This window comes from Bacillus sp. RB3 (assembly GCF_030164735.1).
Lineage (GTDB): Bacteria > Bacillota > Bacilli > Bacillales > Bacillaceae_G > Bacillus_A > Bacillus_A cereus.
Window position 1 is genome coordinate 180,878 of record NZ_JASNGE010000001.1, and the last position, 23,550, is coordinate 204,427.

Genomic DNA, 23,550 nt, shown 5'->3' on the forward strand with positions numbered 1-23,550 from the left:
TGAAGCAAAAAGCGCTTCAGGGTCGAGAGCTCCAAATAGCCTGCGATTTTGAACGAGCTGTCTCCACTTTAAGATAATATCCAGTTCCGGTGGCTAGCTCTTCGCATCTAAGAACCTTCCGCCCAAAAGGTAAAAAGCACCTTTAGGGCGAAAGAACCTTAGCTGGTCAGAGCTGAGCGAGCCACCTCCACTTTCAATTTAATATCCAGCTCCAGCGGCTAGAATGGTCGGTGGCTTCGCGTCTTCCTACGAGGCAAAAAGCGCCTCTACGTCAGAAGCTCCATCCCCCTCCCATTCTGAACGAGCCGCTTGCGCTTTTAAAATTAAAAAGACAAAAACAGGTAGTTGCAAAATGAAGTTAGCCTTGTTATAATTTCATCATATGTGTTTCATCAATATAGTTGTGTATGCAGCTGAAGATGAAAAACTCTGTTTCGAAAATGATTCAGGGCGGAAGGAGATGAAAAGAATGAAAGCAGGAATTCACCCAGATTACAAGAAAGTTGTATTCATGGACACAAACACAGGCTTCAAATTCTTAAGCGGATCTACTAAAGGATCTAACGAAACTGTTGAGTGGGAAGATGGTAACACTTATCCATTACTAAAAGTTGAGATCAGTTCTGATTCTCACCCATTCTACACTGGACGTCAGAAGTTTGCTACTGCAGACGGACGCGTTGACCGCTTCAATAAGAAATACGGTCTTAAGTAATAAAAACATAAAACAGGCAAGTGTATGTATTCGCTTGTCTGTTTTTTTTGCGAAAATATTATACCTTTACCCTACTTTTAACTGAAAAGTAGATGAAAGGAGAGCTTCATGTACTTAATAAATCAAAATGGCTGGATTGAAGTGATTTGCGGTAGTATGTTTTCTGGCAAGTCAGAAGAGCTAATCCGCCGTGTGCGCCGTACGCAATTTGCAAAACAACATGCAATTGTATTTAAACCATGTATTGATAATCGATATAGTGAAGAAGATGTAGTATCACATAACGGATTAAAGGTAAAAGCAGTTCCTGTTTCAGCTTCAAAGGATATATTTGAACATATTACAGAAGAGCTGGATGTTATTGCAATCGATGAGGTGCAATTTTTTGATGGGGACATTGTGGAAGTGGTGCAAGTATTGGCAAATCGTGGCTATCGTGTCATTGTAGCTGGTTTAGACCAAGATTTCCGTGGTCTACCATTTGGACAAGTTCCTCAGCTGATGGCGATTGCTGAACATGTGACAAAACTACAAGCAGTATGTTCTGTATGTGGATCTCCAGCAAGTCGTACACAACGATTAATTGATGGAGAACCAGCGGCATTTGATGATCCAATTATTTTAGTTGGAGCTTCAGAAACGTATGAACCGCGTTGTCGTCATTGTCATGCAGTACCTGCAAACAAAGATAAGTAAAACTCGCTGCGCAAGGCGGGTTTTTTTCAAAATAGAGAGAATGAGCGGTGTGAGCCGCTTACGCTTTTAAATATATCTAGTTCTGGTGGCTAGCTCTTCGCATCTAAGAACCTTCCGCCCAAAAGGTAAAAAGCACCTTTAGGTCGAAAGAACCTTAGCTGGTCAGAGCTGAAAGAGCCACCGCCACTTTTAAATATAATTTGCGTTTTTTTGAGTAAGTACCATATACTATTTGTATTAGATACTAGGATGTAGAGGTGAATGATGTGTTAGATCGTTTGCAAGCTGTAGAAAATCGTTATGAGAAGTTAAATGAATTGTTAAGTGATCCAGCGATTATTAGTGATTCAAATAAGCTTCGTGAATATTCAAAGGAACAGTCTGATATACAGGAAACGGTAGAGGTGTATCGTGAGTATAAGGATGTTCGTGAGCAATTAAAAGATGCGAAAGCAATGTTAGAAGATAAGTTAGACGCAGAAATGCGTGAAATGGTAAAAGAAGAAGTTTCTGAGTTAGAATCACAAGATAAAACATTATCAGAGCGTCTGAAAATTTTACTTGTTCCAAAAGACCCTAATGATGATAAGAACGTTATCGTTGAGGTTCGTGGAGCTGCTGGTGGAGATGAGGCAGCTTTATTTGCTGGTGACTTATACCGTATGTATAGCCGTTACGCTGAGGTACAGGGCTGGAAAACGGAGATTATTGAGGCTAGCTATACAGAGTTAGGTGGATATAAAGAGATTATCTTTATGATTAATGGTAAAGGTGCTTTCGCGAAGCTGAAATTCGAGAATGGTGCTCACCGTGTACAACGTGTTCCTGAAACGGAATCTGGTGGACGTATTCATACATCTACAGCAACTGTAGCTGTATTACCAGAGGCAGAAGAAGTAGAAATTGATATTCATGAGAAAGATGTTCGTGTTGATACATTCGCTTCTAGTGGACCTGGTGGACAGAGCGTTAATACAACGATGTCAGCGGTGCGTTTAACGCATTTACCGACTGGTGTAGTTGTATCTTGTCAGGATGAGAAATCACAGATCAAGAATAAAGAAAAAGCGATGAAAGTATTACGCGCACGTGTTTATGATAAGTTTAGACAAGAAGCGCAAGCTGAGTATGATCAAAACCGTAAACAAGCTGTTGGTACGGGAGATCGTTCAGAGCGTATTCGTACGTATAACTTCCCGCAAAACCGTGTTACAGACCATCGAATCGGTTTAACGATTCAAAAGCTAGATCAAATCTTACAAGGTAAGTTAGATGATTTCATCAATGCCTTAGTGATGGAAGATCAGGCTCAAAAGATGGAGGCAGCTGAGTAATGCGTGTCTATGAAGCCCTGAAATGGGCTTCTTCTTTTTTACAGGAAAATGGACGAGATGAAAATGCGGGAGAAATTGTCCTTTGTCATGTATTAAAGGTGAACAGAACAGGATTACTTATGAATATGCGTGAAGAAATAACTGAGGATCAAGAGAAAAGCTTTACGGAGTTTATCCACAAGCATGTAGAAGGTATTCCTATTCAATATATGATTGGTTATGAAATGTTTTATGGACGGTCTTTCTTTGTGAATGAAGAAGTATTAATACCAAGACCGGAAACAGAAGAGCTTATAGTGGGAGTATTAGAAAGAATCGAGCGCCATTTTGGTGATGAGAAACTACATGTAGCAGATATAGGTACAGGTAGTGGAGCGATTTCTATTACGCTTGCTTTAGAAAATGAAAATCTTCATGTTTATACAGTAGATATTGCACAAGAGTCGATTGAAGTTGCAAAAGAAAATGCAAAAGCTTTAGGTGCAGAAGTAACGTTCTATCACGGTGATTTATTGTCACCATTTCATAAAACGGGTCAAAAGCTAGATGTTGTTGTTTCAAATCCTCCATATATACCGGAAGAGGATTGGCGTGGTCTTTCTCCTGTTGTGAAAGAGCATGAGCCGAAGAGAGCACTTGTTGGTGGTGAAGACGGATTAGATTTCTATCGCCGTTTTATGGAAGAATTGCCGAATGTGTTGCAGAAGAAAGCGATTGTGGCGTTTGAAATTGGAGTAGGACAAGGTGAGGATGTAAAAAGATTGTTACAACAAGCTTTTCCATATGCTCATGTTGAGGTTGTTTTCGATATTAACGGAAAAGATCGTATGGTATTTGCAGAGATGGAGTAAGGTTCACACCTTACTCTATTTTTTTGTGGAAAAATTCATATAGATTTTGAATTTAATAGTTTAGAAAGATGAAAGTCTGTCCACACTGTTTGTAGAAGGGACGGTGGAGGAAATGAAAAAACAAGTTATTGCTTATCTTCTTATACTATTAATTGGTGCACAGTTACTTGTGCAGTTTGGATATATGAAAGCTGATGCGAAAGGGCCTTCAGTTATTCCGAAAGAGGCCGTTCGATTACGAATTTTAGCAAATAGTGATTCAGATAAAGACCAGGCATTAAAGCGTAAAGTGCGTGATGAAGTAAAAGCACAAATTGATGGGTGGGTAGCGGATTTAACTTCATTTGAAGAGGCACGCAAAGTAATTCAAAGTCATATTCCAGAAATCGAGAAAACGGTGGAAAATACGTTAAAAAGAGAAGGAAGTAAAGATTCATTTCAAGTGAAATTTAGTAAGAATGTAAAGTTTCCTACAAAGGTATACGGGAATTTTATTTATCCAGCAGGAGAATATGAAGCAGTATTAATCACAATTGGAGAAGGTGAAGGGGCGAACTGGTGGTGTGTATTATTTCCACCAATGTGTTTCTTAGATTTTTCGAGCGGGACAGCTGTAAGAAAAGAAGAGCACGTTGTGAAGGCGGAATCTCCTGAAGAGGAGCAGGTGAAACAACTAGATGAGGAAGTAATAGATAAAGAAGAGAAGAAAGTAGATAAGAAAGTAGATAAGGTAAAAGAAACGAAAGCTGTAAAGCAGGAAGTAGTAAAAAAAGTAACAGCTTCTGAAAAGAAAGTAGTAAAAAATGAAACAAAAGTCGAAGAGCAGCCTGTAAGTAAAGAAGAAATAAAAACTGTGGAAAAAGTGGAGAAACCTGTGGAGAAAAAACAAGAAAAGCAAAATGAGTATGTAAAAGTAGAAGAGGAAGAAGAAAAGCCAGAAGTTAAATTGTTTATTGTAGAAGCTTTTACATCTTTATTCTCTAAATAGTACTATTAATAAATCCCTCTTCATATATAAAAATGAGGAGGGATTTATTATGAAGAAAGTGTATTTTGCTACGAAAGCAGATGTGGAAAGATTACATTCTTTTTTCGGACAAGCTAATAAAAAAGATGATAAAATAAATGAGTTGTACGCACAATTTATGATTTTGGAAGAGGCGGAAGAAATACGAGCTGTAATTGGTTATGAACAAAGTGGGGAAGATGTGCTTATTCGTTCTTGTTTATTCACACCTCATGTGGATAAACAGACTTTCTTATATTTTTTTGAAATGTTTTTGCAGTATATGAAAGAAAAAAGTGTTCAACAATTGTACTTACTAACAAATCATCCACAATCTGTACCGATCTTTCAGTTTTTTGACTTTTTTACTATAGAAAAGGATGAGGTTCCAGAGGGAATTCAACAACTAGAACATTTTTGTAAAAATATAAAAGAGCAGAATGCAATAATACTAAATTGTCAGCTATTCACAAAGTTATCCACGGATTAATTAGGTTTATCCACATTTTGTGGATAAACCTTGTTTGTCTTTTGGATAAATCTCATAGTAAACTAAAAATATACAAGTATTTAAGGGTAGAAAAGGACGTGGAAAAAAATGCATACAAACATGTGGGTTGTGGATAATGTTGTGGAAAGAAAAAAATATTATCCACAGTTACAAGAAGCAGCAAAATTATTAAGAGAAAATGAGGCGGTTGCTTTCCCTACGGAAACAGTATATGGGTTAGGTGCAAATGCGATGGATGATGAAGCAATCGCGAAAATTTTCCAAGCGAAAGGAAGACCGAGTGATAATCCACTTATTGTCCATATAGGTACAAAATCTCAGTTAGATGGGATTGTGAAAGAAATTCCACCAGTTGCAGAGAAGTTAATGGCGCATTTTTGGCCAGGACCATTAACAATTATTTTGCCGAGAAAAGAAGGGATTTCAGAGAAGGTGACGGCAGGACTTAATACGGTTGGAGTAAGAATGCCTGATCATCCAATTGCACTTGCTCTTATTGAAGAGGCGAATGTACCTGTTGCGGCACCAAGTGCGAATCGTTCAGGGCGTCCAAGTCCAACATTAGCTTCTCACGTATATGAAGATTTGAATGGGAAGATTGCAGGTATTGTTGATGGTGGTGCAACTGGAGTAGGCGTTGAATCAACTGTAATTGATTGTACAAGCGCGGTTCCAACAATATTACGTCCAGGTGGGATTACGAAAGAACAATTAGAAGCGGTGATAGGTACTGTTTCTTTAGATCCAGCTTTAAAGGATGAGAAGGAAAAACCGAAATCGCCTGGAATGAAATACACACATTATGCCCCGAAAGCACCACTTAGTATTGTTGAGGGCTCACGTGAGTTTATTCAGCATCTTGTGGATGAGAAAAAGGAAGAAGGATTTAAAGTAGGCGTATTAACGACAGAAGAGTATCAGCATGTATATAGTGCAGATGTTATATTATCTTGTGGTGTTAGAAGTGACTTAGCTAGTGTTGCGACTAAATTATATGATGTACTTAGAACATTTGATGCAAGTGAAGTGGATGTTATTTTTAGTGAGTCATTCCCTAATGAAGGAATAGGGAATGCAATTATGAATCGTTTAACAAAAGCGGCAGGACATCATATTATTATTGAATGATAAGGTAAGATTAGCAAACAGAATATTTCTCCTTGGATAAGCATATTGTGAAGTAGCACGTCCAAGGAGGGGCATGAATGACGTTTGAACAGCTAATACCTTTAATAATTATGGCATTCGCCTTAGGGATGGATGCGTTCTCGGTGAGTCTTGGTATGGGGATGATACCCCTAAAGTTAAGACAAATCCTGTATATTGGTATGACGATAGGGATATTTCATATTATTATGCCGTTTATAGGAATGGTACTAGGTCGTTTTTTATCAGAGAAGTATGGAGATATCGCACATTTTGCGGGTGCTATTTTATTAATCGGACTAGGGTTTTATATCGTATATTCGAGCATTTTACAAAATGAAGAGACTAGAACAGCCCCTATTGGAATTAGTTTATTCGTATTTGCATTTGGCGTCAGTATAGATAGTTTCTCAGTAGGACTTAGTCTTGGTATTTATGGAGCACAAACAATTATTACGATTTTACTTTTTGGATTTGTTAGCATGTTATTAGCGTGGATGGGTTTATTAATTGGGAGACATGTGAAAGATATGCTCGGTACATATGGTGAGATAGTAGGTGGTATCATTTTGGTTGGGTTTGGATTATATATCCTTTTTCCTATATAATTTTATGTAGGAGGGAATTATGAACAAGCTATTGGAATGGTATGTTAAATTTTTAACCTTCTATCCTCGATGGCTAAGAAGACTTATAATTTGGGGTATTATTTTGCAAATTTCGATGTTAGGTTGGATTAAGTTAATTCGTGAATGGTGAGATAGTTCCTTTCTGTGAATATTTTGTTTGTACTATATTTATTGCGCTAAAAATTACAGATATAGAAAGGATGAGATGAATGACGAGATTGAAGCAAGTTTTTGGTATTATTATTAGTTTTTTTGTTTTTTGGTTTAGTATGCTCGGTGTACAAATGTTTGCTGAGTTTTTAGATATTGAGTCATTGAAATTTGTTGCGGGAAAGACTGAGGCGGCGCGTGCCTTTTACTCTCCGTACCCGTTTTTAATTGTTTTTCTTATCACATTGCTTTCCCTATACTTCTTCGTAATTAAGCTAGGGAAGCCGAAAAAAGAGAAAATGCCTACTTTAGAGGAAAAGAAGGAAGAATTACAATGATAAAATCCCCTGCTAAAAAGCAGGGGATTTTATATTTGAGTGATGGGGGGAATCTAGCCGCCTTGCTTTTAAATATATCCAGTTCCAACGGCTAGAATGGTCGGTGGCTTCGCGTCTTCCTGCGAGGCAAAAAGCGCCTCTACGTCAGAAACTCCATCCCCCTCTCATTCTGAGCGAGCCGCTTCCGCTTTTAGATATTATCCAGTTCCAGTGGCCAGCTCTTCGCATCTAAGAACCTCCCGCACGAAAGGTAAAAAGCACCTTTTGTGCGAGAGAACCTTAGCTGGTCAGAGCTAAACGGGCCACTTCCACTTTTAAACTGGCCTAACCAATTCAAATTGTTCTCCTAATTTTGCATAGTTGTGTCCTGCTAGGCGGCTTATTGGTTTGAGTCCTTCGGCGTGAATGCGCCCTTTTTCATATAGATGTTCGGCAACGTGGAAACGAACGACGCGTCCAATTAGTAGATCACAAGCTGGTGAGTCTTCCGTTCCGCCAAGTGGAATTGCACGTTCTAATACGCATTCCATTCGAATATTTGCTTCTTTTACACCTGGAACAGAGATGACTTCACTTTCGATTGGTGTTAGTTTTGCTAGTTCAATTTCACTTTCATTTGGCGGGAGGTTAGCTGCTGTTTCGTTAATTGCTGCTACATATGATTCGTCAGAAATATGTACGACAAATTCTCCTTTTTCAATTGCGTTTCGGGAAGTGTCCTTTCTTTCTCCGGCTTTTCGTTGTACAGATACTGAGATAAGTGGTGGATTAGCAGCGACAATATTGAAATAACTATATGGTGCTCCGTTTAGTACACCTTCTTTTGTTATAGAAGTAACGAATGCGACAGGACGAGGGATGATACTTCCAGTAAGTAATTTGTAATTATCTTTTTCAGTTTGTTCATTTGGATTAATGGATAACATGCTTGTAATCCCCTTTCTAAATATGAATACTTATTGTTTGTTTACAAGATAACGATGAGAAAATCCTGCTGGAAATAATATTTTGTTTCATAAAAAGAACTTACTTCAATTGTAATGAAGTAAGTTCTTTTTTCAAGAATCTCAAATTTGAGATAAAAATTAAAGTAAAACGTATGCGCCAGGTCCGATTAAAGCTACACCAACAGCGACAGCGATTAACATTAAGTTATATTCATATCCGTTTTGTGTTACCCAGTAACCATTTTTTCCGTGAACAGTGAAGATAGCCATTAACATTGTTCCAACGATAAATAATGAACCAACTACAATGAAAATACCTGATGCAAATAAGAAACCACCTAGTAATTCAGTTGCGCCAGCCATAAATGCCATAAATACACCAGGACGTAAACCGATTGACTCCATCCAGCCACCTGTTCCTTTTAAACCGTAACCGCCGAACCAACCAAATAATTTTTGAGCGCCATGACCCATGAATGTAATTCCTATAATAAGACGAATAATAAGTAGACCGAAATCCATCATTTTTAAAAACCTCCTAAAAGTTATTAACTTACCTTACATAAGTAATAATAAAATAGTTACTTACTTTAGTCAAGTGGATTTTGAAAAAAGTTTGAATTAAATTTTACAAATTAACAACAAAAAATAAAATGTAGTAAAGACCTCTAGACAAGTTGGGCAAAAAAAGAGAAAATATGAATAGAAGTTAACTTCTAATTGTTATTCAGACAATCAGAATTGACTGGAATTTTGTGAAGCGCTACAATAAGAGTCTATTAGTAATGACGTAATTTATTTCGAAAGCGTTTTTACAGTATAATATTCGAAGTATGAAGTCTTACATGTATCCCGAGCTTTACTAGGGATTGCCCTATAAACTTTTAGGTAAATTATAAGGAGGACTATCCTATGTTTAAAAAATTATTCGGTCTTGGTTCAAAAACAAATGAAGAAACAATCGTAGCTCCATTAACTGGAGCAGTGAAAAATATTGAAGAAGTACCAGATCCAGTATTTGCTGGTCGTATGATGGGTGACGGTGTTGCAATCGATCCTACTGAAGGTGTAGTTGTATCTCCAGTTGATGGTGAAATCGTACAATTATTCCACACAAAACATGCTATCGGAATTAAAGCGAAAAACGGTACAGAAATTTTAATCCACGTTGGATTAGAAACTGTAAAAATGGAAGGCGAAGGTTTCGAAGCTCACGTTTCTGAAGGCCAAGCTGTAAAAGCTGGAGATAAATTAATCTCATTCGACTTAGAATTAATCCGTGAAAAAGCGAAAAGCACAATTACTCCAATTGTTATTACAAACACAGATGCAGCTGAGTCTATTAAGACAACTGTAGGCGTAGCAGCTACAAAAGGTTCAACAGAAGTAATGAAAGTTACAATGAAATAATTGCAATATAAGAGGAATCCGTTTCGTATGAAATGGATTCCTTATTTTTGTTGCATGTTCAGCATGTATGTTAAAATACCCTAGGCACTTGGAAATAGGGTTTCACATATATGTGGATAAGGCGCATTTTTCTTAGAAAAAATATAAGAGAAATGCGCCTTTTGTATATTCACATTTCTTTTGTTCTATTCTAATGTAAGTTATGATGAATGGTAAGAAATCGAATATAGGGGTGGGTTTGAATGAAACGAGTGTTATTTGTTTGTACTGGCAATACATGTCGTAGTCCAATGGCTGAGGCGTTGCTTCGTCATCACGGAGGAGATAAGTTTGAAGTGCAATCTGCTGGTGTTTTCGCCTATCCTGGGAGCGATGCATCGGTACATGCGAAGGAAGCTTTAGCTGAAAAAGGAATTTTAATTGATCATGCGGCGCAGCAAATAAATGAAACTTTGCTTGATTGGGCTGATATTGTCGTAACGATGACAGAAAACCATAAGCAAATTGTACTTGGGCATTATCCGAGCGTTGAAAAGAAATTAAATACGTTATATGGATTAACTGAAGGTATAGGCAAGGACATTTCAGATCCATTTGGAGGCTCGCTTTCTATTTATAAAGAAACGTTAGATGAGATGGAAAAACTTGTACAAACTTTACTGAAAAAACATTCAGTAGGTTGATGTTTCGTGTATAATACGATATTGGAGATCACTTCTTCCTATGTGAGGTAGCGAGTGTGAAATGAAGATAATTGATTGAAACTTTGGAGGGGTAAAAATGAAAGTAGTAATAGCATCTGATCACGGCGGTATGAATATCCGCAAAGAACTTGTAAGTTTATTAGAAGAGTTAAATATTGAATATATTGATTTAGGTTGTGAATGTGAAGCTGGTTCTGTTGATTACCCTGACTTTGCGTTTCCAGCAGCTGAAATGGTAGCGAATGGTGAAGTAGATCGTGGTATTTTAGTTTGTGGGACAGGCATTGGTATGTCAATCGCAGCAAACAAAGTAAATGGTATCCGTTGTGCGTTAGTTCATGATACTTTCAGCGCGAAAGCAACGAGAGAGCATAATGACACTAATATGCTAGCGATGGGTGAGCGTGTAATTGGTGCTGGTCTAGCGCGTGATATCGCGAAAATCTGGTTAACAACTGACTATGAAGGTGGTCGTCACGAAAACCGCGTAGGAAAAATTAAAACATACGAAACAAAGTAATAGATTCTAACTATCAGTAGTGTGAAATATAATTTGGTGAACCAACCTGTGAAAGGAAGAGGCGTAATGACAGAAATCGTAAAGGTAAGAGAACAGCTACAAATGTCGCTTTCTGATTTCCAAGAACAAGCTTCATTACAAAGCGGTCAAATTTTTGTAGTGGGTTGTAGCACGAGCGAAGTGCTAGGCGAAAGAATTGGAACATCAGGAACGATGGAAGTAGCAGAGGCGATTTTCTCTGAGTTAAAACAATTTCAAGAGCAAATAGGTATTGAATTAGCGTTTCAATGTTGTGAGCATTTAAACCGTGCTTTAGTAGTTGAGAGAGAAGTAGCGATAAAATATCAATTTGAAATTGTAACAGTTACGCCTGTTAGATCAGCAGGTGGTGCATTGGGGACATACGCGTATCACAATTTGAAAGATCCGGTAGTAGTTGAGTTTATTAAAGCTGATGCAGGAATGGATATTGGTGATACATTTATCGGTATGCATTTAAAGCATGTAGCTGTTCCGGTTCGTACAAGTGTGAAGGCAATTGGAAGTGCGCATGTAACGATGGCCAAAACACGTGGAAAACTAATTGGTGGAGCGCGTGCTGTCTATGCGGCAGTGGAAGAGACTACCACTTGCCGTTAAATATGAGAAATTAGGAAGTCATATAGTAACTGTTTATCATAAGATAAAAGGTATGTTGTCTGACTTTATAATAGAAGAAAGAAAAGACCGATTTTCGGTCTTTTTTTTCTTTTATGATATAGAAAGTCATGTTAGAATGTAGTTGAAAACATGAAGGTTCGAAAGAATTACAACCTGAATTTTCGTTTTTTCTGAATAAATAAGAAAAAACTGTTGGGAATCGATGTAATTCGTTCAGAAAAGGGGGATTTTGGTGGATCATTTAAAACGTCAAGATGAAAAGGTATTTGCTGCAATTGAGGCAGAACTAGGAAGACAGCGTTCAAAGATTGAGTTAATTGCTTCGGAAAACTTCGTAAGTGAAGCAGTAATGGAGGCACAAGGTTCTGTTTTAACGAATAAGTATGCTGAAGGATATCCTGGAAAACGTTACTATGGTGGCTGTGAACACGTAGACGTAGTAGAAGATATCGCACGTGATCGCGTGAAAGAAATTTTCGGCGCAGAGCACGTAAATGTTCAACCACACTCTGGTGCACAAGCGAACATGGCAGTATACTTCACGATTTTAGAGCAAGGCGATACAGTACTTGGTATGAACTTATCTCATGGTGGTCACTTAACACACGGAAGCCCTGTTAACTTCAGTGGAGTACAATATAATTTCGTAGAATATGGCGTGGATGCTGACTCTCACCGTATTAATTACGATGATGTATTAGCAAAAGCAAAAGAACATAAACCAAAATTAATCGTTGCAGGTGCAAGTGCATACCCTCGTGTTATCGATTTCAAGCGATTCCGTGAGATTGCAGATGAAGTGGGCGCTTATTTAATGGTTGATATGGCACATATCGCTGGTTTAGTAGCTGCTGGTTTACACCCAAATCCAGTACCACATGCACATTTCGTTACAACGACAACACATAAAACGTTACGTGGTCCGCGTGGTGGTATGATTTTATGTGAAGAGCAATTTGCAAAACAAATTGATAAATCAATCTTCCCTGGTATTCAAGGTGGTCCACTTATGCACGTAATCGCTGCAAAAGCTGTTGCATTTGGTGAAGCACTTCAAGATGATTTCAAAACATATGCACAAAATATCATTAACAATGCGAACCGCTTAGCTGAAGGTCTTCAAAAAGAAGGACTTACACTTGTTTCTGGCGGAACAGACAATCACTTAATCTTGATTGATGTTCGTAACTTAGAAATCACAGGTAAAGTAGCAGAGCACGTATTAGATGAAGTTGGTATTACAGTGAACAAAAATACAATTCCATTTGAAACAGCAAGCCCATTTGTAACAAGTGGTGTACGTATCGGTACAGCAGCTGTAACATCTCGTGGTTTCGGTTTAGAAGAAATGGATGAAATTGCGTCACTTATTGCTTATACATTAAAAAATCATGAAAATGAAGCTGCATTAGAAGAAGTACGTAAGCGTGTAGAAGCGTTAACTAGCAAATTCACAATGTATCCAAATCTATAATAGATTGAAGAAGACTGCCGAGACTTAATTGTTTTGGCGGTCTTTTTTGTGGACATATATTATTTTTAAAGTATGTATACAAATGATGAATAAATTTTGGCGATATAATGAAGGATACAGCTCCCATAATTGGTAAAGATACTAGATAGATTCATCGTAAAATCATGATTTTGCCAAATTTGCCCTTGAATATTAGTAGCGTTTTCTTTACAATCGTAAATAGTGTAAAAAAGCGTGCAAACGCATGAATATCATCTAAAGGAGAGATTCACATGGGAAAACTGTATGTATTTGATCACCCGTTAATTCAACATAAGATTACATATATTCGCGATAAGAATACAGGTACGAAAGATTTTCGTGAATTAGTGGACGAAGTAGCAAGCTTAATGGCTTTCGAAATTACTCGCGACCTTCCACTTAAGGACATTGAAATTGAAACACCTGTAAGCAAAGCGACAACAAAAGTGATCGCTGGTAAAAAACTTGGTTTAATTCCGATTTTACGTGCAGGTTTAGGAATGGTTGATGGAATTCTGAAATTAATTCCAGCAGCAAAAGTAGGACACGTTGGTTTATACCGTGACCCTAAAACATTGCAACCGGTAGAATACTATGTGAAACTTCCAACGGATGTAGAAGAGCGTGACTTTATCGTACTAGATCCGATGCTAGCAACAGGTGGTTCTGCGGCTGAAGCAATTAACTCTCTGAAAAAGCGCGGTGCGAAACAAATTAAATTAATGTGTATCGTTGCAGCTCCAGAAGGGGTAAAAGTAGTACAAGAAGAACATCCTGATGTTGATATTTATGTAGCAGCATTAGATGAGAAATTAAATGACCACGGATATGTAGTACCAGGTCTTGGTGATGCTGGTGACCGTTTATTCGGAACGAAGTAAGACAACTGACGAGCAGGGGAGATTCCCCAGCTCGTTTTTTTTGTTGTAAGCAAGTAGGGGAGGGGGAGAGGATAAATATACATCGTATATACAACATAAGTTGCATACACCTCACATATAATATAGAAGTCTTACGTCTGAGGAACACTATATTATGGAAGAAAAGCGTTATATCTCGAAAATATAATAGTGACAAACTTGTGAACATTTCCTTCTATTATAAAGAGAAAACTGTTAGAAATTGCATATATGTAACCAGTATTTAGAAGGGGAACGTTTTCATTTTTGGGAGGAAATGCCTAATACTCAAATTTTTAGATTTTTTACGATTTCTCGTTGACACTGTTAATACCCTATTGTATGCTAACAACGGGGATAGATGGTAGGGCTTTCAGTGACAAAATTACATCTATTCCGTGACGAAAATGTAAACTTTTTGTTTTGTATAGGATTTATGCAAAAAAATGAGTTATTATTAACACATCGTGAATGAGGGTTACATATTGGAGGGATGAATCCTTGCAAAAAAACGATCGCAGCCATATAAAAGCTTATGCTTTAATGTCAGGTATTCTTGCTCAATTAGTCGGTTCTATTCTTGTTGGAATCTTTGGTGGGCAGTGGATTGATAATAAGGTTGGAACGTTTCCGTTGTTTCTTATTATAGGGTTATTACTCGGACTAGGAACAGGGGTATACGCAATGATTCGACTCATTCGACATTACTATTCGGGAGAGCAATGATGATAGACGTACATGGACTTGTCCAAAGACAAAAGAAATATATGTACTACTTGCTTGCGCTTCTAGTGCTAGGATGGGGATTTACCTCTTACAAGGATGTATTTCTTGGACTGATTATCGGGACGATTTTCAGTTTTCTTAGTTTGCGCATCATTGCACGTAGAACAGACAAGCTGCTAGATCGCGTAACAAATGGAGAAAACGTGAAGTTCAAGGCAACAGCGGTAAGTACATATTCAAGATTCGCCACGATTGGGTTATTAATTTTATTTGCAGCCAAATATCAAGAGTTAATCGCGATGTGGGGCCTAGGTGTAGGATTGCTGACAGGATACCTTGTCATGATCATAGATTTTCTTTATTTAGAGTATAAGAGCAGGGAAGAGAGGTGAATTACTAGTGGAACACGGTAAATTAGTTGAATTTCTAGGTTTAACGTTCGATTTGTCATCAGTTATGATGGTTACTGTAGCAGCAGTTATTGTTTTCTTAATCGCTGTTATCGGAACTCACAGCTTAGCTCTTCGCCCAACCGGGATGCAAAACTTCATGGAATGGGTGTTTGACTTCGTGAAAGGGATTATCAATAGTACGATGGACTGGAAAACAGGTGGACGTTTCTTAACGCTTGGCGTTACGCTTATCATGTTTATCATCGTATCGAACTTCCTTGGTTTACCATTCATGTATTCAGCAACTGAAGCTGGCGAACATATTGCATGGTGGAGATCACCAACGTCTGATCCAGCAGTTACATTAACATTAGCCGTGATGGTAGTTACCCTCACCCATTATTATGGAATTAAGATGAAGGGTACGAAAGAGTACGTAAAAGGTTATTTCCAGCCTATGAAATTCTTATTCCCATTAAAGGTTATTGAGGAGTTTGCTAACACATTAACGTTAGGTCTTCGTTTATTTGGTAACATTTATGCAGGTGAGATCTTATTAGGATTACTTGCTAAGTTGGGCGGAGCATCAGTCCTTGGGGCATTAGGTGCGCTTGTACCAATGTTAGCATGGATGGGATTCAGTGTATTCGTTGGATCAATCCAAGCATTTATTTTCGTTATGTTAACGATGGTTTATATGGCTCATAAAGTAAGCCATGACCATTAATATAATTTAAGTAAGAAAAAATTTATTTTTTTATAATACAAAGGAGGACAAATTAAATGAGTTTAGGTGTAATCGCAGCTGCAATTGCAATTGGTTTATCAGCATTAGGTGCAGGTATTGGTAACGGTCTTATCGTATCACGTACAATCGAAGGTGTTGCTCGTCAACCAGAATTAAAAGGCGCACTTCAAACAATTATGTTCATCGGGGTTGCTTTAGTTGAGGCACTTCCAATCATCGGTGTAGTTATTGCATTCATCGTAATGAACAAATAAGGGAGACTCCCCTTACATAGATGGCGAAGAGTGTTTTTCCGAACTTTCTTCGCCATTGCTTTATGAATGAAACGTATGTCTTTTTTTTTCATATGATCAATTTAGATATTTTGAAGGGAGTGAATCCTTGTGCCAACTTTATTATTAGGTGCTGCCATTCCATTTGGAACGATTGCTTATACATTGTTCATTTTCTTACTTCTATTAGTAATGCTACGCAAATTTGCGTGGGGTCCTTTAATGGGAATTATGAAAGAACGTGAAGAGCATGTTACTAATGAAATCGACGCTGCAGAAAGAAGTAATGCTGAGGCGAAGAAATTAGTAGAAGAACAACGTGAAATGTTAAAACAATCACGTGTTGAAGCACAAGAGTTAATCGAAAGAGCGAAAAAGCAAGCTGTAGATCAAAAAGATGTTATTGTTGCTGCTGCGAAAGAAGAAGCAGAATCAATTAAAGCATCTGCTGTACAAGAAATTCAACGCGAAAAAGAGCAAGCAATTGCTGCTTTACAAGAACAAGTTGCTTCTTTATCTGTTCAAATTGCTTCTAAAGTAATTGAAAAAGAGTTAAAAGAAGAAGATCAAGTGAAGTTAATTCGCGATTATATTAAAGAAGTAGGAGAAGCGCGATGAGCAATGGGATTGTAGCAAAACGTTATGCTGTCGCTCTTTTTAAAATTGCTAAAGAAAAACACGTATTAGAAATGTTTGAAGAGGAATTACGCCTTGTACAAAACGTTTATGTAAAGAACGGAGAACTACATAGCTTTTTAACGCAACCGAACATTTCAAAGGAACAAAAGAAAACGTTTCTTGCAAACGTATTCGGATCTGTTTCTGAATCTATTTTAAATACGTTATATATTTTAATTGATAACAAACGCATTGATATCTTACCTGAAATTGCAGATGAATATGTTGTTCTTGCTAATGAAGAACGTAACGTAGCGGACGCAACTGTATATTCTACTCGTCTTCTATCAGAAGAAGAGAAGCTTAACATTGCAGAAGCATTTGCGAAGAGAACAGGAAAAGATGCAATTCGCGTGAAAAATGTTGTAGATGAAGATTTACTAGGCGGCATTAAAGTACGTATTGGAAATCGCATTTATGACGGAAGTTTACAAGGAAAATTAGCACGTATTCAGCGTGAATTAATGAAGAATAGATAGGGGTGAAGCACATGAGCATCAGAGCTGAAGAAATTAGCGCACTGATAAAGCAACAAATCGAGAACTATCAGTCTGAAATCGAAGTTAGTGATGTTGGTACAGTTATCCAAGTTGGTGACGGTATCGCGCGTGCTCATGGTCTTGATAACGTTATGGCTGGTGAACTTGTAGAGTTCTCTAACGGCGTTATGGGACTAGCACAAAACTTAGAGGAAAACAACGTAGGTATTATCATTTTAGGACCTTACACAGAAATTCGTGAAGGTGACGAAGTTCGTCGTACTGGTCGCATCATGCAAGTACCGGTAGGAAAAGAACTAATTGGTCGTGTTGTAAACCCATTAGGTCAACCAGTTGATGGTTTAGGCCCAATCAATACAACAAACACTCGTCCAATCGAAAGTCCAGCACCAGGTGTAATGGATCGTAAATCTGTTCATGAGCCACTTCAAACAGGTATTAAAGCGATCGATGCTCTTGTACCAATTGGCCGTGGTCAACGTGAGTTAATCATTGGTGACCGTCAAACTGGTAAAACAGCGGTTGCACTTGATACAATCATTAACCAAAAAGATGAAGATATGATTTGTATCTATGTAGCAATTGGACAAAAAGAATCAACTGTACGTAACGTAGTAGAAACACTACGTAAGCACGGTGCATTAGAGTACACAATCGTTGTAACTGCATCTGCTTCTCAACCAGCTCCATTATTATACCTAGCTCCTTACGCTGGTGTAACAATGGGTGAAGAGTTCATGTACAATGGTAAACACGTATTAGTAGTATATGATGACTTATCAAAACAAGCAGCGGCTTACCGTGAGCTGTCATTACTATTACGTCGTCCTCCAGGTCGTGAAGCTTACCCAGGGGATGTATTCTACTTACATTCTCGCTTATTAGAGCGTGCAGCAAAATTAAGTGATGCAAAAGGCGGCGGTTCTTTAACTGCACTACCTTTCATCGAAACACAAGCAGGGGACGTATCAGCATACATCCCAACAAACGTAATTTCTATTACGGATGGACAAATCTTCTTACAATCTGACCTATTCTTCTCTGGCGTACGTCCAGCGATCGATGCGGGTACTTCTGTATCTCGTGTAGGTGGATCTGCTCAGATTAAAGCAATGAGTAAAGTATCAGGTACACTTCGTCTTGACCTTGCATCTTACCGTGAGTTAGAAGCGTTCGCTCAGTTCGGTTCTGACCTTGATAAAGCAACTCAAGCGAAATTAAACCGTGGTGCTCGTACTGTTGAGGTATTAAAACAAGGATTACACAAACCGTTACGTGTAGAGAAACAAGTTATCATTCTTTACGCTTTAACACGTGGATTCCTAGATGATATCCCAGTAGTAGATATCACTCGTTTTGAAGAAGAATTCCATGCTTGGTTAGATTCTAATGCGACTGACTTATTAGAAGAAATCCGCACAACTAAGAAACTTGCGGATGACGACAAATTTGCAGCAGCAATCAATGGATTTAAAAAAGTATTTGTAGCTTCTGAATAATAAAAGCGGAAGCGGCTCGTTCTGAATGTGAGGGGGATGGAGCTTCTGACGAAGAGGCGGTGTTTGCCTCGTAGGAAGAAGTGAAGCCACCGAGCATTCAAGCCGCTGGAGCTAGATAGTATATATAAAAGGCATCTCGGGCTCTGAGATTGCTAAAGGTCATGTAAAGGAAAAGAGTAGGTGCACCTATTCTTTTCCTTCAATCATGAGCAAGAATATCTTGCAACGTAGATTAGGAAGAGGATTCTTACTAATCGTGCCAACTTCCGGAAAAAAGGTGGTGAAAACCTGTGGCATCTTTACGCGATATAAAAGCGAAGATTAACTCGACAAAGAAAACGAGTCAAATTACGAAAGCGATGGAGATGGTATCTGCATCTAAGTTAAACCGTGCAGAGCAAAATGCTAAATCTTTCGTTCCGTATATGGAAAAGATTCAAGAAGTAGTAGCGAGCATTGCGCAAGGAAGCAAAGGGATTAATCATCCAATGCTAAATGCGCGTCCTGTAAAGCGTACAGGATACATCGTTATTACGTCTGATCGCGGACTAGCAGGTGGTTATAACAGTAACGTATTACGTACAGTAAGTAACGTAATTCGTGAACGTCATAATATGGATTCAAACCAATATTCTATTATTGTGCTTGGACGACTAGGACGTGATTATTTAAAACGTCGCGGTTTTAACATTATTGATGAAGTAGTTGGATTATCTGACCACCCATCATTTACTGATATTAAAGACCTTGCTTCTCGAGCAATTGCGATGTTCGCAGATGGTGCTTATGATGAGCTGTACATCTACTACAACCATTACGTAAGTAAAATTTCACAAGAGGTAACGGAAAATAAAATTTTACCGCTTACTGATGTGGCGTCTGACAAACCGACGACAGCTTATGAATTCGAACCTTCTGAAGAAGAAATTTTAAAAGTACTATTGCCACAATACGCAGAAAGCTTAGTGTACGGTGCATTACTAGACGGTAAAGCAAGTGAACACGCAGCGCGTATGACAGCAATGAAGAGTGCTACAGACAACGCAATGGAAGTTATCGATTCACTTACACTTTCATTCAACCGTGCGCGTCAGGCAGCGATTACGCAAGAAATTACGGAAATCGTTGGTGGAGCAGCAGCGTTAGAATAGTATTAAAAAGCGGAAGCGGCTCTGTCAAAAGAGTCGCGTAAGCTATAAACCAATAAAAAATTAAAAGCTAGCTGCTCGTAGAAAGTTGGCTAATTAAAAGAAAGCTAGGAGGGAACCCGATGAATAAAGGGCGCGTTACGCAAATCATGGGTCCGGTTGTAGACGTTAAGTTTGATGGCGGAAAGCTACCAGAAATCTACAACGCCCTTACGGTAAAACAAAGCAACGAAAACGGAAGTATTAACTTAACATTTGAAGTTGCACTTCATTTAGGTGATGATACAGTTCGTACAGTTGCGATGTCTTCCACAGATGGACTTGTTCGTGGCACAGAAGTAGAAGATACTGGTAAACCAATCTCTGTACCAGTTGGTGATGTAACACTTGGTCGCGTATTTAACGTATTAGGTGATGCAATTGACTTAGATGGTGAGGTTCCTGCAGATGTACATCGTGATCCAATTCACCGTCAAGCACCTGCATTCGAAGAATTATCTACTAAAGTAGAAATTCTTGAAACTGGTATTAAAGTAGTAGACTTACTTGCTCCTTACATTAAGGGTGGTAAGATCGGCCTATTCGGTGGTGCCGGCGTAGGTAAAACAGTATTAATTCAGGAATTAATTAACAACATCGCACAAGAGCACGGTGGTATCTCTGTATTCGCTGGTGTAGGTGAGCGTACTCGTGAGGGTAATGACTTATACCACGAAATGAGCGATTCTGGCGTAATCAAGAAAACTGCGATGGTATTCGGACAAATGAACGAGCCACCTGGAGCACGTCAACGTGTTGCATTAACAGGTTTAACAATGGCTGAGCATTTCCGTGATGAGCAAGGACAAGACGTACTTCTGTTCATCGATAACATCTTCCGTTTCACGCAAGCGGGTTCTGAAGTATCTGCCCTTCTTGGTCGTATGCCATCTGCGGTAGGTTACCAACCAACACTTGCAACAGAAATGGGTCAATTACAAGAGCGTATTACATCTACAAATAAAGGGTCTATCACGTCTATCCAAGCGGTATATGTACCAGCCGATGACTATACTGACCCAGCACCAGCTACAACGTTCGCTCACTTAGATGCAACAACAAACTTAGAGCGTCGTTTAACGCAAATGGGTATTTACCCAGCCGTAGATCCATTAGCATCTACATCTCGTGCACTTTCTCCAGAAATCGTAGGAGAAGAACATTATGAAGTAGCTCGTCAAGTACAGCAAACTTTACAACGTTATAAAGAGCTTCAAGATATCATCGCTATCTTAGGTATGGATGAATTATCTGAAGAAGATAAGTTAGTTGTACATCGTGCTCGTCGTATTCAATTCTTCTTATCTCAAAACTTCCACGTAGCTGAGCAGTTTACAGGTCAAAAAGGTTCTTACGTACCTGTAAAGAATACAGTTAGTGGTTTCAAAGAAATTCTAGAAGGAAAATATGATGACCTTCCAGAAGATGCATTCCGCTTAGTAGGTGGCATTGAAGAAGTTATTGAAAACGCGAAGAAAATGATGGCGTAAGGCCTTAGGAGGGACGAAGTATGAAGACATTTCCAGTCAGTATTGTAACTCCTGATGGACCGGTTTACGAAAAAGAAGTAGAAATGGTAAGTGTAAAAGCAGAGAGTGGGGAAATGGGGATCTTACCAGGTCACATTCCAACTGTTGCACCATTAAAAATTAGTGCAGTTCGTCTGAAAAATGGTGGACACACTGATTATGTAGCAGTAAGCGGTGGCTTTATCGAAGTTCGTCCAGATAAAGTGACTGTATTATCATCATCTGCTGAAGAAGCAAACCATATCGATATCCATCGCGCAAATGAAGCGAAGCGTCGCGCTGAGCAACGTCTGCAAGATAAACAAGCACATGTTGACTTTAAACGTGCAGAAATGGCATTACAACGTGCCGTGAACCGTTTAAACGTTTCCGATATGAAGTGAAAAAATCCGTAAGGGCTTTGCCTTTACGGATTTTTTTTTTTTGTGTGTATTTTATGGATAATTTTACAAAACTGGTATAATTATATTGATGCTTGTATAAGTAGAAGTGTACAACAATTTATATTTCATAAAGGGGATGAATCAATGATTGGTGAAATGAAGCGAGAAGCATTGTACTCTTTAAAGGGAAAATGGGGACTAGGTGTTGGATCAACAATTTTATATTTTATTTTAAGTTATGTCGTTTCGATGGCTGCAATGCTTATACTATTAATTCCAGGAATTATTATATTTCTCTTATTTGCTGGTCTAGCAGGTTCACTTGAAGGGCAAACAATATCAAATGGAGCAAGTGTTACATTCGGGATTTTTTATTGCATTATGATAATTTTGAGTAGCGCATCGTATGGGATTACATCATACGGTTATACAAATGTATTTTTACAGATCAGTAAACGAGAAGATGCTAAAGTAGATTACTTATTTGAAGGATTTCGTGGCTTTAAAAGAATGATGAAAACAATGTGGGCAATGCTTGCAATTTTATTATATACAGGTACATGGATTCCGATATTGTTAGTAGCCTTATTTGCATTTTTTGGTGAAGAAGGAAATGCGTCGTTTGCTATTGCTATCTGTGTACTACTAGCAATTTCAATTGTTGGTATGATTGTGATGTATTTTTCTTATGCACTGACGTACTATGTGATGATTGAAAATCCAGAATATAGTGTTTCGCAGGCGATGAAGGAAAGTAAGAATCTTATGAAGGGTCATAAGTTAGATTTGTTTCTTTTATGGCTGAGCTTCATAGGATGGGCTATTTTAGCGCTTCTTACTTTTGGAATAGGATTTCTTTGGCTTAGTCCGTATATGAGTACGACGACAGCACACTTTTATCGCTATATTTCAAAAGGTGAATTTCAATAGGAACATGCTATACTAATAGAATTATTGTGTATAGGAGGCGAGGCTACGCATGATTAGTGATTTAAAAGGAGAAGCACTAGATTCATTAGAAGGGAAATGGGGATTAGCTGTTGGAGCTACACTACTCATTTCAATTCTTATCACGGCTTTTAGTTTTAGTGTTGATTGGGGATTTTCTTTAATTTTCGGTTGGCAAAAAACAAATGGTTCACTTTCAACGAATATTCTTACATTTTTTGTTACTGGACCGTTAACTTTAGGTGGATATTACCTTGGTTTAAATATCCTTCGTGAAAAGCAAGCTAGTATTGGTAATATATTCATTTGGTTTTCAGAGGGAAAGAGATTTCTAAAATCATTTTTATTATATTTATTAGTAAATCTTTATCTTTTCTTATGGACGTTATTGTTCATTATTCCAGGTATTATTAAATCTTTTTCTTATGCGATGACATACTTTATTATAAACGATCATCCTGAGTATTCACTGAACCAAGCTATTACAGAAAGTCGTCGTATGATGGATGGACATAAGATGGAGTATTTCATTTTATGTTTAAGTTTTATTGGCTGGTTTATATTAAGTTGTATTACATTAGGAATTGGATTCCTGTGGTTAATTCCATATTTCTATACGACATCTGCAGCTTTTTACGAAGAGATCGCAGAAGAATATTATGAGAAAAATATTTAGC

General features: G+C 38.1%; 31 protein-coding genes. 29 read left to right on the forward strand and 2 right to left on the reverse strand.

What is annotated here, in order from left to right; all coding sequences use genetic code 11:
• Nucleotides 1-469 precede the first annotated feature (469 nt).
• The 10 genes from QO049_RS00820 (at nucleotide 470) to QO049_RS00865 (ending at nucleotide 7,376) form a co-directional block, all read left to right on the forward strand.
• On the forward strand, nucleotides 470-715 hold the full coding sequence (locus QO049_RS00820) for a type B 50S ribosomal protein L31 (protein WP_000643433.1): 246 nt from the start codon (nucleotides 470-472) through the stop codon (nucleotides 713-715).
• A 108-nt stretch (nucleotides 716-823) separates the two neighbouring features.
• Nucleotides 824-1,411, forward strand: a complete 588-nt coding sequence (locus QO049_RS00825; protein WP_000280860.1) for a thymidine kinase — start codon at nucleotides 824-826, stop codon at nucleotides 1,409-1,411.
• Nucleotides 1,412-1,677: 266 nt separating this feature from the next.
• Nucleotides 1,678-2,745, forward strand: a complete 1,068-nt coding sequence (prfA, locus tag QO049_RS00830) for a peptide chain release factor 1 (RefSeq protein WP_000887064.1) — start codon at nucleotides 1,678-1,680, stop codon at nucleotides 2,743-2,745.
• Nucleotides 2,745-3,596, forward strand: coding sequence for a peptide chain release factor N(5)-glutamine methyltransferase (gene prmC / locus QO049_RS00835; RefSeq protein ID WP_098381972.1), 852 nt, complete (start codon nucleotides 2,745-2,747; stop codon nucleotides 3,594-3,596). Before prfA ends, prmC begins: the two co-directional genes overlap by 1 nt.
• A gap of 112 nt (nucleotides 3,597-3,708) precedes the next feature.
• Nucleotides 3,709-4,584 (forward strand): stage II sporulation protein R, encoded by an 876-nt coding sequence (gene spoIIR / locus QO049_RS00840; protein ID WP_246961646.1) that lies wholly within the window; start codon nucleotides 3,709-3,711, stop codon nucleotides 4,582-4,584.
• A gap of 49 nt (nucleotides 4,585-4,633) precedes the next feature.
• Nucleotides 4,634-5,092: a GNAT family N-acetyltransferase gene (locus QO049_RS00845; protein WP_000758437.1), complete on the forward strand. Its 459-nt coding sequence runs from the start codon at nucleotides 4,634-4,636 to the stop codon at nucleotides 5,090-5,092.
• Nucleotides 5,093-5,200: 108 nt separating this feature from the next.
• Nucleotides 5,201-6,241, forward strand: coding sequence for an L-threonylcarbamoyladenylate synthase (locus QO049_RS00850; protein ID WP_016111025.1), 1,041 nt, complete (start codon nucleotides 5,201-5,203; stop codon nucleotides 6,239-6,241).
• 77 nt (nucleotides 6,242-6,318) lie between these two features.
• Nucleotides 6,319-6,867, forward strand: coding sequence for a manganese efflux pump MntP (locus tag QO049_RS00855; protein ID WP_097919106.1), 549 nt, complete (start codon nucleotides 6,319-6,321; stop codon nucleotides 6,865-6,867).
• Nucleotides 6,868-6,886: 19 nt separating this feature from the next.
• Nucleotides 6,887-7,018 (forward strand): hypothetical protein, encoded by a 132-nt coding sequence (locus tag QO049_RS00860; protein ID WP_001037636.1) that lies wholly within the window; start codon nucleotides 6,887-6,889, stop codon nucleotides 7,016-7,018.
• A gap of 79 nt (nucleotides 7,019-7,097) precedes the next feature.
• Nucleotides 7,098-7,376: a DUF3935 domain-containing protein gene (locus QO049_RS00865; protein ID WP_000197472.1), complete on the forward strand. Its 279-nt coding sequence runs from the start codon at nucleotides 7,098-7,100 to the stop codon at nucleotides 7,374-7,376.
• 314 nt (nucleotides 7,377-7,690) lie between these two features.
• On the opposite strand, the gene QO049_RS00870 is transcribed toward QO049_RS00865, so the two are convergent.
• Together QO049_RS00870 and QO049_RS00875 are read right to left on the reverse strand one after the other, a co-directional pair.
• The gene (locus QO049_RS00870) at nucleotides 7,691-8,302 is read right to left on the reverse strand and encodes a flavin reductase family protein (protein WP_070757605.1); all 612 of its coding nucleotides are present in this window, start codon (nucleotides 8,300-8,302) and stop codon (nucleotides 7,691-7,693) included.
• Nucleotides 8,303-8,461: 159 nt separating this feature from the next.
• Nucleotides 8,462-8,848 carry a DoxX family protein gene (locus QO049_RS00875; RefSeq protein WP_000968616.1) on the reverse strand — a complete coding sequence of 129 codons (387 nt, stop codon included), beginning with the start codon at nucleotides 8,846-8,848 and terminating at the stop codon, nucleotides 8,462-8,464.
• A 387-nt stretch (nucleotides 8,849-9,235) separates the two neighbouring features.
• Between QO049_RS00875 and QO049_RS00880 the strand changes: the two genes are divergently transcribed.
• The 19 genes from QO049_RS00880 to QO049_RS00970 all read left to right on the forward strand — a co-directional run bounded on the left by QO049_RS00880 (nucleotide 9,236) and on the right by QO049_RS00970 (nucleotide 23,549).
• The gene (locus QO049_RS00880; RefSeq protein ID WP_000473665.1) at nucleotides 9,236-9,733 is read left to right on the forward strand and encodes a PTS sugar transporter subunit IIA; all 498 of its coding nucleotides are present in this window, start codon (nucleotides 9,236-9,238) and stop codon (nucleotides 9,731-9,733) included.
• Nucleotides 9,734-9,975: 242 nt separating this feature from the next.
• Nucleotides 9,976-10,416, forward strand: a complete 441-nt coding sequence (locus tag QO049_RS00885) for a low molecular weight protein arginine phosphatase (protein ID WP_000832368.1) — start codon at nucleotides 9,976-9,978, stop codon at nucleotides 10,414-10,416.
• Between the two features lie 97 nt (nucleotides 10,417-10,513).
• Complete coding sequence (gene rpiB / locus QO049_RS00890) at nucleotides 10,514-10,957, forward strand: ribose 5-phosphate isomerase B (protein ID WP_000869542.1); 444 nt, start codon at nucleotides 10,514-10,516, stop codon at nucleotides 10,955-10,957.
• Between the two features lie 66 nt (nucleotides 10,958-11,023).
• Nucleotides 11,024-11,596 (forward strand): TIGR01440 family protein, encoded by a 573-nt coding sequence (locus QO049_RS00895; protein ID WP_246961644.1) that lies wholly within the window; start codon nucleotides 11,024-11,026, stop codon nucleotides 11,594-11,596.
• A 253-nt stretch (nucleotides 11,597-11,849) separates the two neighbouring features.
• Nucleotides 11,850-13,091, forward strand: a complete 1,242-nt coding sequence (gene glyA / locus QO049_RS00900) for a serine hydroxymethyltransferase (protein ID WP_000349807.1) — start codon at nucleotides 11,850-11,852, stop codon at nucleotides 13,089-13,091.
• Between the two features lie 272 nt (nucleotides 13,092-13,363).
• The gene (gene upp, locus QO049_RS00905) at nucleotides 13,364-13,993 is read left to right on the forward strand and encodes a uracil phosphoribosyltransferase (RefSeq protein ID WP_000517539.1); all 630 of its coding nucleotides are present in this window, start codon (nucleotides 13,364-13,366) and stop codon (nucleotides 13,991-13,993) included.
• Nucleotides 13,994-14,372: 379 nt separating this feature from the next.
• Complete coding sequence (locus QO049_RS00910; RefSeq protein ID WP_000232962.1) at nucleotides 14,373-14,486, forward strand: DUF4024 domain-containing protein; 114 nt, start codon at nucleotides 14,373-14,375, stop codon at nucleotides 14,484-14,486.
• Between the two features lie 26 nt (nucleotides 14,487-14,512).
• Nucleotides 14,513-14,737 (forward strand): AtpZ/AtpI family protein, encoded by a 225-nt coding sequence (locus QO049_RS00915; protein WP_001171223.1) that lies wholly within the window; start codon nucleotides 14,513-14,515, stop codon nucleotides 14,735-14,737.
• Entirely contained in the window at nucleotides 14,737-15,129 is a 393-nt protein-coding gene (locus QO049_RS00920) for an ATP synthase subunit I (RefSeq protein WP_000567600.1), read from the forward strand. The genes QO049_RS00915 and QO049_RS00920 overlap by 1 nt, the downstream gene beginning before the upstream one ends.
• A gap of 7 nt (nucleotides 15,130-15,136) precedes the next feature.
• The gene (gene atpB, locus QO049_RS00925; RefSeq protein ID WP_284489087.1) at nucleotides 15,137-15,856 is read left to right on the forward strand and encodes a F0F1 ATP synthase subunit A; all 720 of its coding nucleotides are present in this window, start codon (nucleotides 15,137-15,139) and stop codon (nucleotides 15,854-15,856) included.
• Nucleotides 15,857-15,912: 56 nt separating this feature from the next.
• Nucleotides 15,913-16,131 (forward strand): F0F1 ATP synthase subunit C, encoded by a 219-nt coding sequence (atpE, locus tag QO049_RS00930; RefSeq protein ID WP_000052064.1) that lies wholly within the window; start codon nucleotides 15,913-15,915, stop codon nucleotides 16,129-16,131.
• 129 nt (nucleotides 16,132-16,260) lie between these two features.
• Nucleotides 16,261-16,767, forward strand: coding sequence for a F0F1 ATP synthase subunit B (gene atpF / locus QO049_RS00935; RefSeq protein ID WP_001142618.1), 507 nt, complete (start codon nucleotides 16,261-16,263; stop codon nucleotides 16,765-16,767).
• Nucleotides 16,764-17,306 (forward strand): F0F1 ATP synthase subunit delta, encoded by a 543-nt coding sequence (gene atpH, locus QO049_RS00940; protein WP_000064683.1) that lies wholly within the window; start codon nucleotides 16,764-16,766, stop codon nucleotides 17,304-17,306. The genes atpF and atpH overlap by 4 nt, the downstream gene beginning before the upstream one ends.
• Nucleotides 17,307-17,317: 11 nt before the next feature.
• A complete protein-coding gene (gene atpA, locus QO049_RS00945) occupies nucleotides 17,318-18,826 on the forward strand; it encodes a F0F1 ATP synthase subunit alpha (RefSeq protein ID WP_000027518.1) in 1,509 nt (502 codons plus the stop codon).
• A 290-nt stretch (nucleotides 18,827-19,116) separates the two neighbouring features.
• Complete coding sequence (gene atpG, locus QO049_RS00950; RefSeq protein WP_000157696.1) at nucleotides 19,117-19,977, forward strand: F0F1 ATP synthase subunit gamma; 861 nt, start codon at nucleotides 19,117-19,119, stop codon at nucleotides 19,975-19,977.
• A gap of 119 nt (nucleotides 19,978-20,096) precedes the next feature.
• On the forward strand, nucleotides 20,097-21,503 hold the full coding sequence (atpD, locus tag QO049_RS00955; protein ID WP_001032593.1) for a F0F1 ATP synthase subunit beta: 1,407 nt from the start codon (nucleotides 20,097-20,099) through the stop codon (nucleotides 21,501-21,503).
• Between the two features lie 20 nt (nucleotides 21,504-21,523).
• Nucleotides 21,524-21,925: a F0F1 ATP synthase subunit epsilon gene (gene atpC / locus QO049_RS00960; protein WP_000847211.1), complete on the forward strand. Its 402-nt coding sequence runs from the start codon at nucleotides 21,524-21,526 to the stop codon at nucleotides 21,923-21,925.
• Between the two features lie 42 nt (nucleotides 21,926-21,967).
• Complete coding sequence (locus tag QO049_RS00965) at nucleotides 21,968-22,855, forward strand: DUF975 family protein (protein ID WP_002097917.1); 888 nt, start codon at nucleotides 21,968-21,970, stop codon at nucleotides 22,853-22,855.
• Nucleotides 22,856-22,904: 49 nt separating this feature from the next.
• Complete coding sequence (locus QO049_RS00970; protein ID WP_000622463.1) at nucleotides 22,905-23,549, forward strand: DUF975 family protein; 645 nt, start codon at nucleotides 22,905-22,907, stop codon at nucleotides 23,547-23,549.
• Nucleotide 23,550 lies beyond the last annotated feature (1 nt).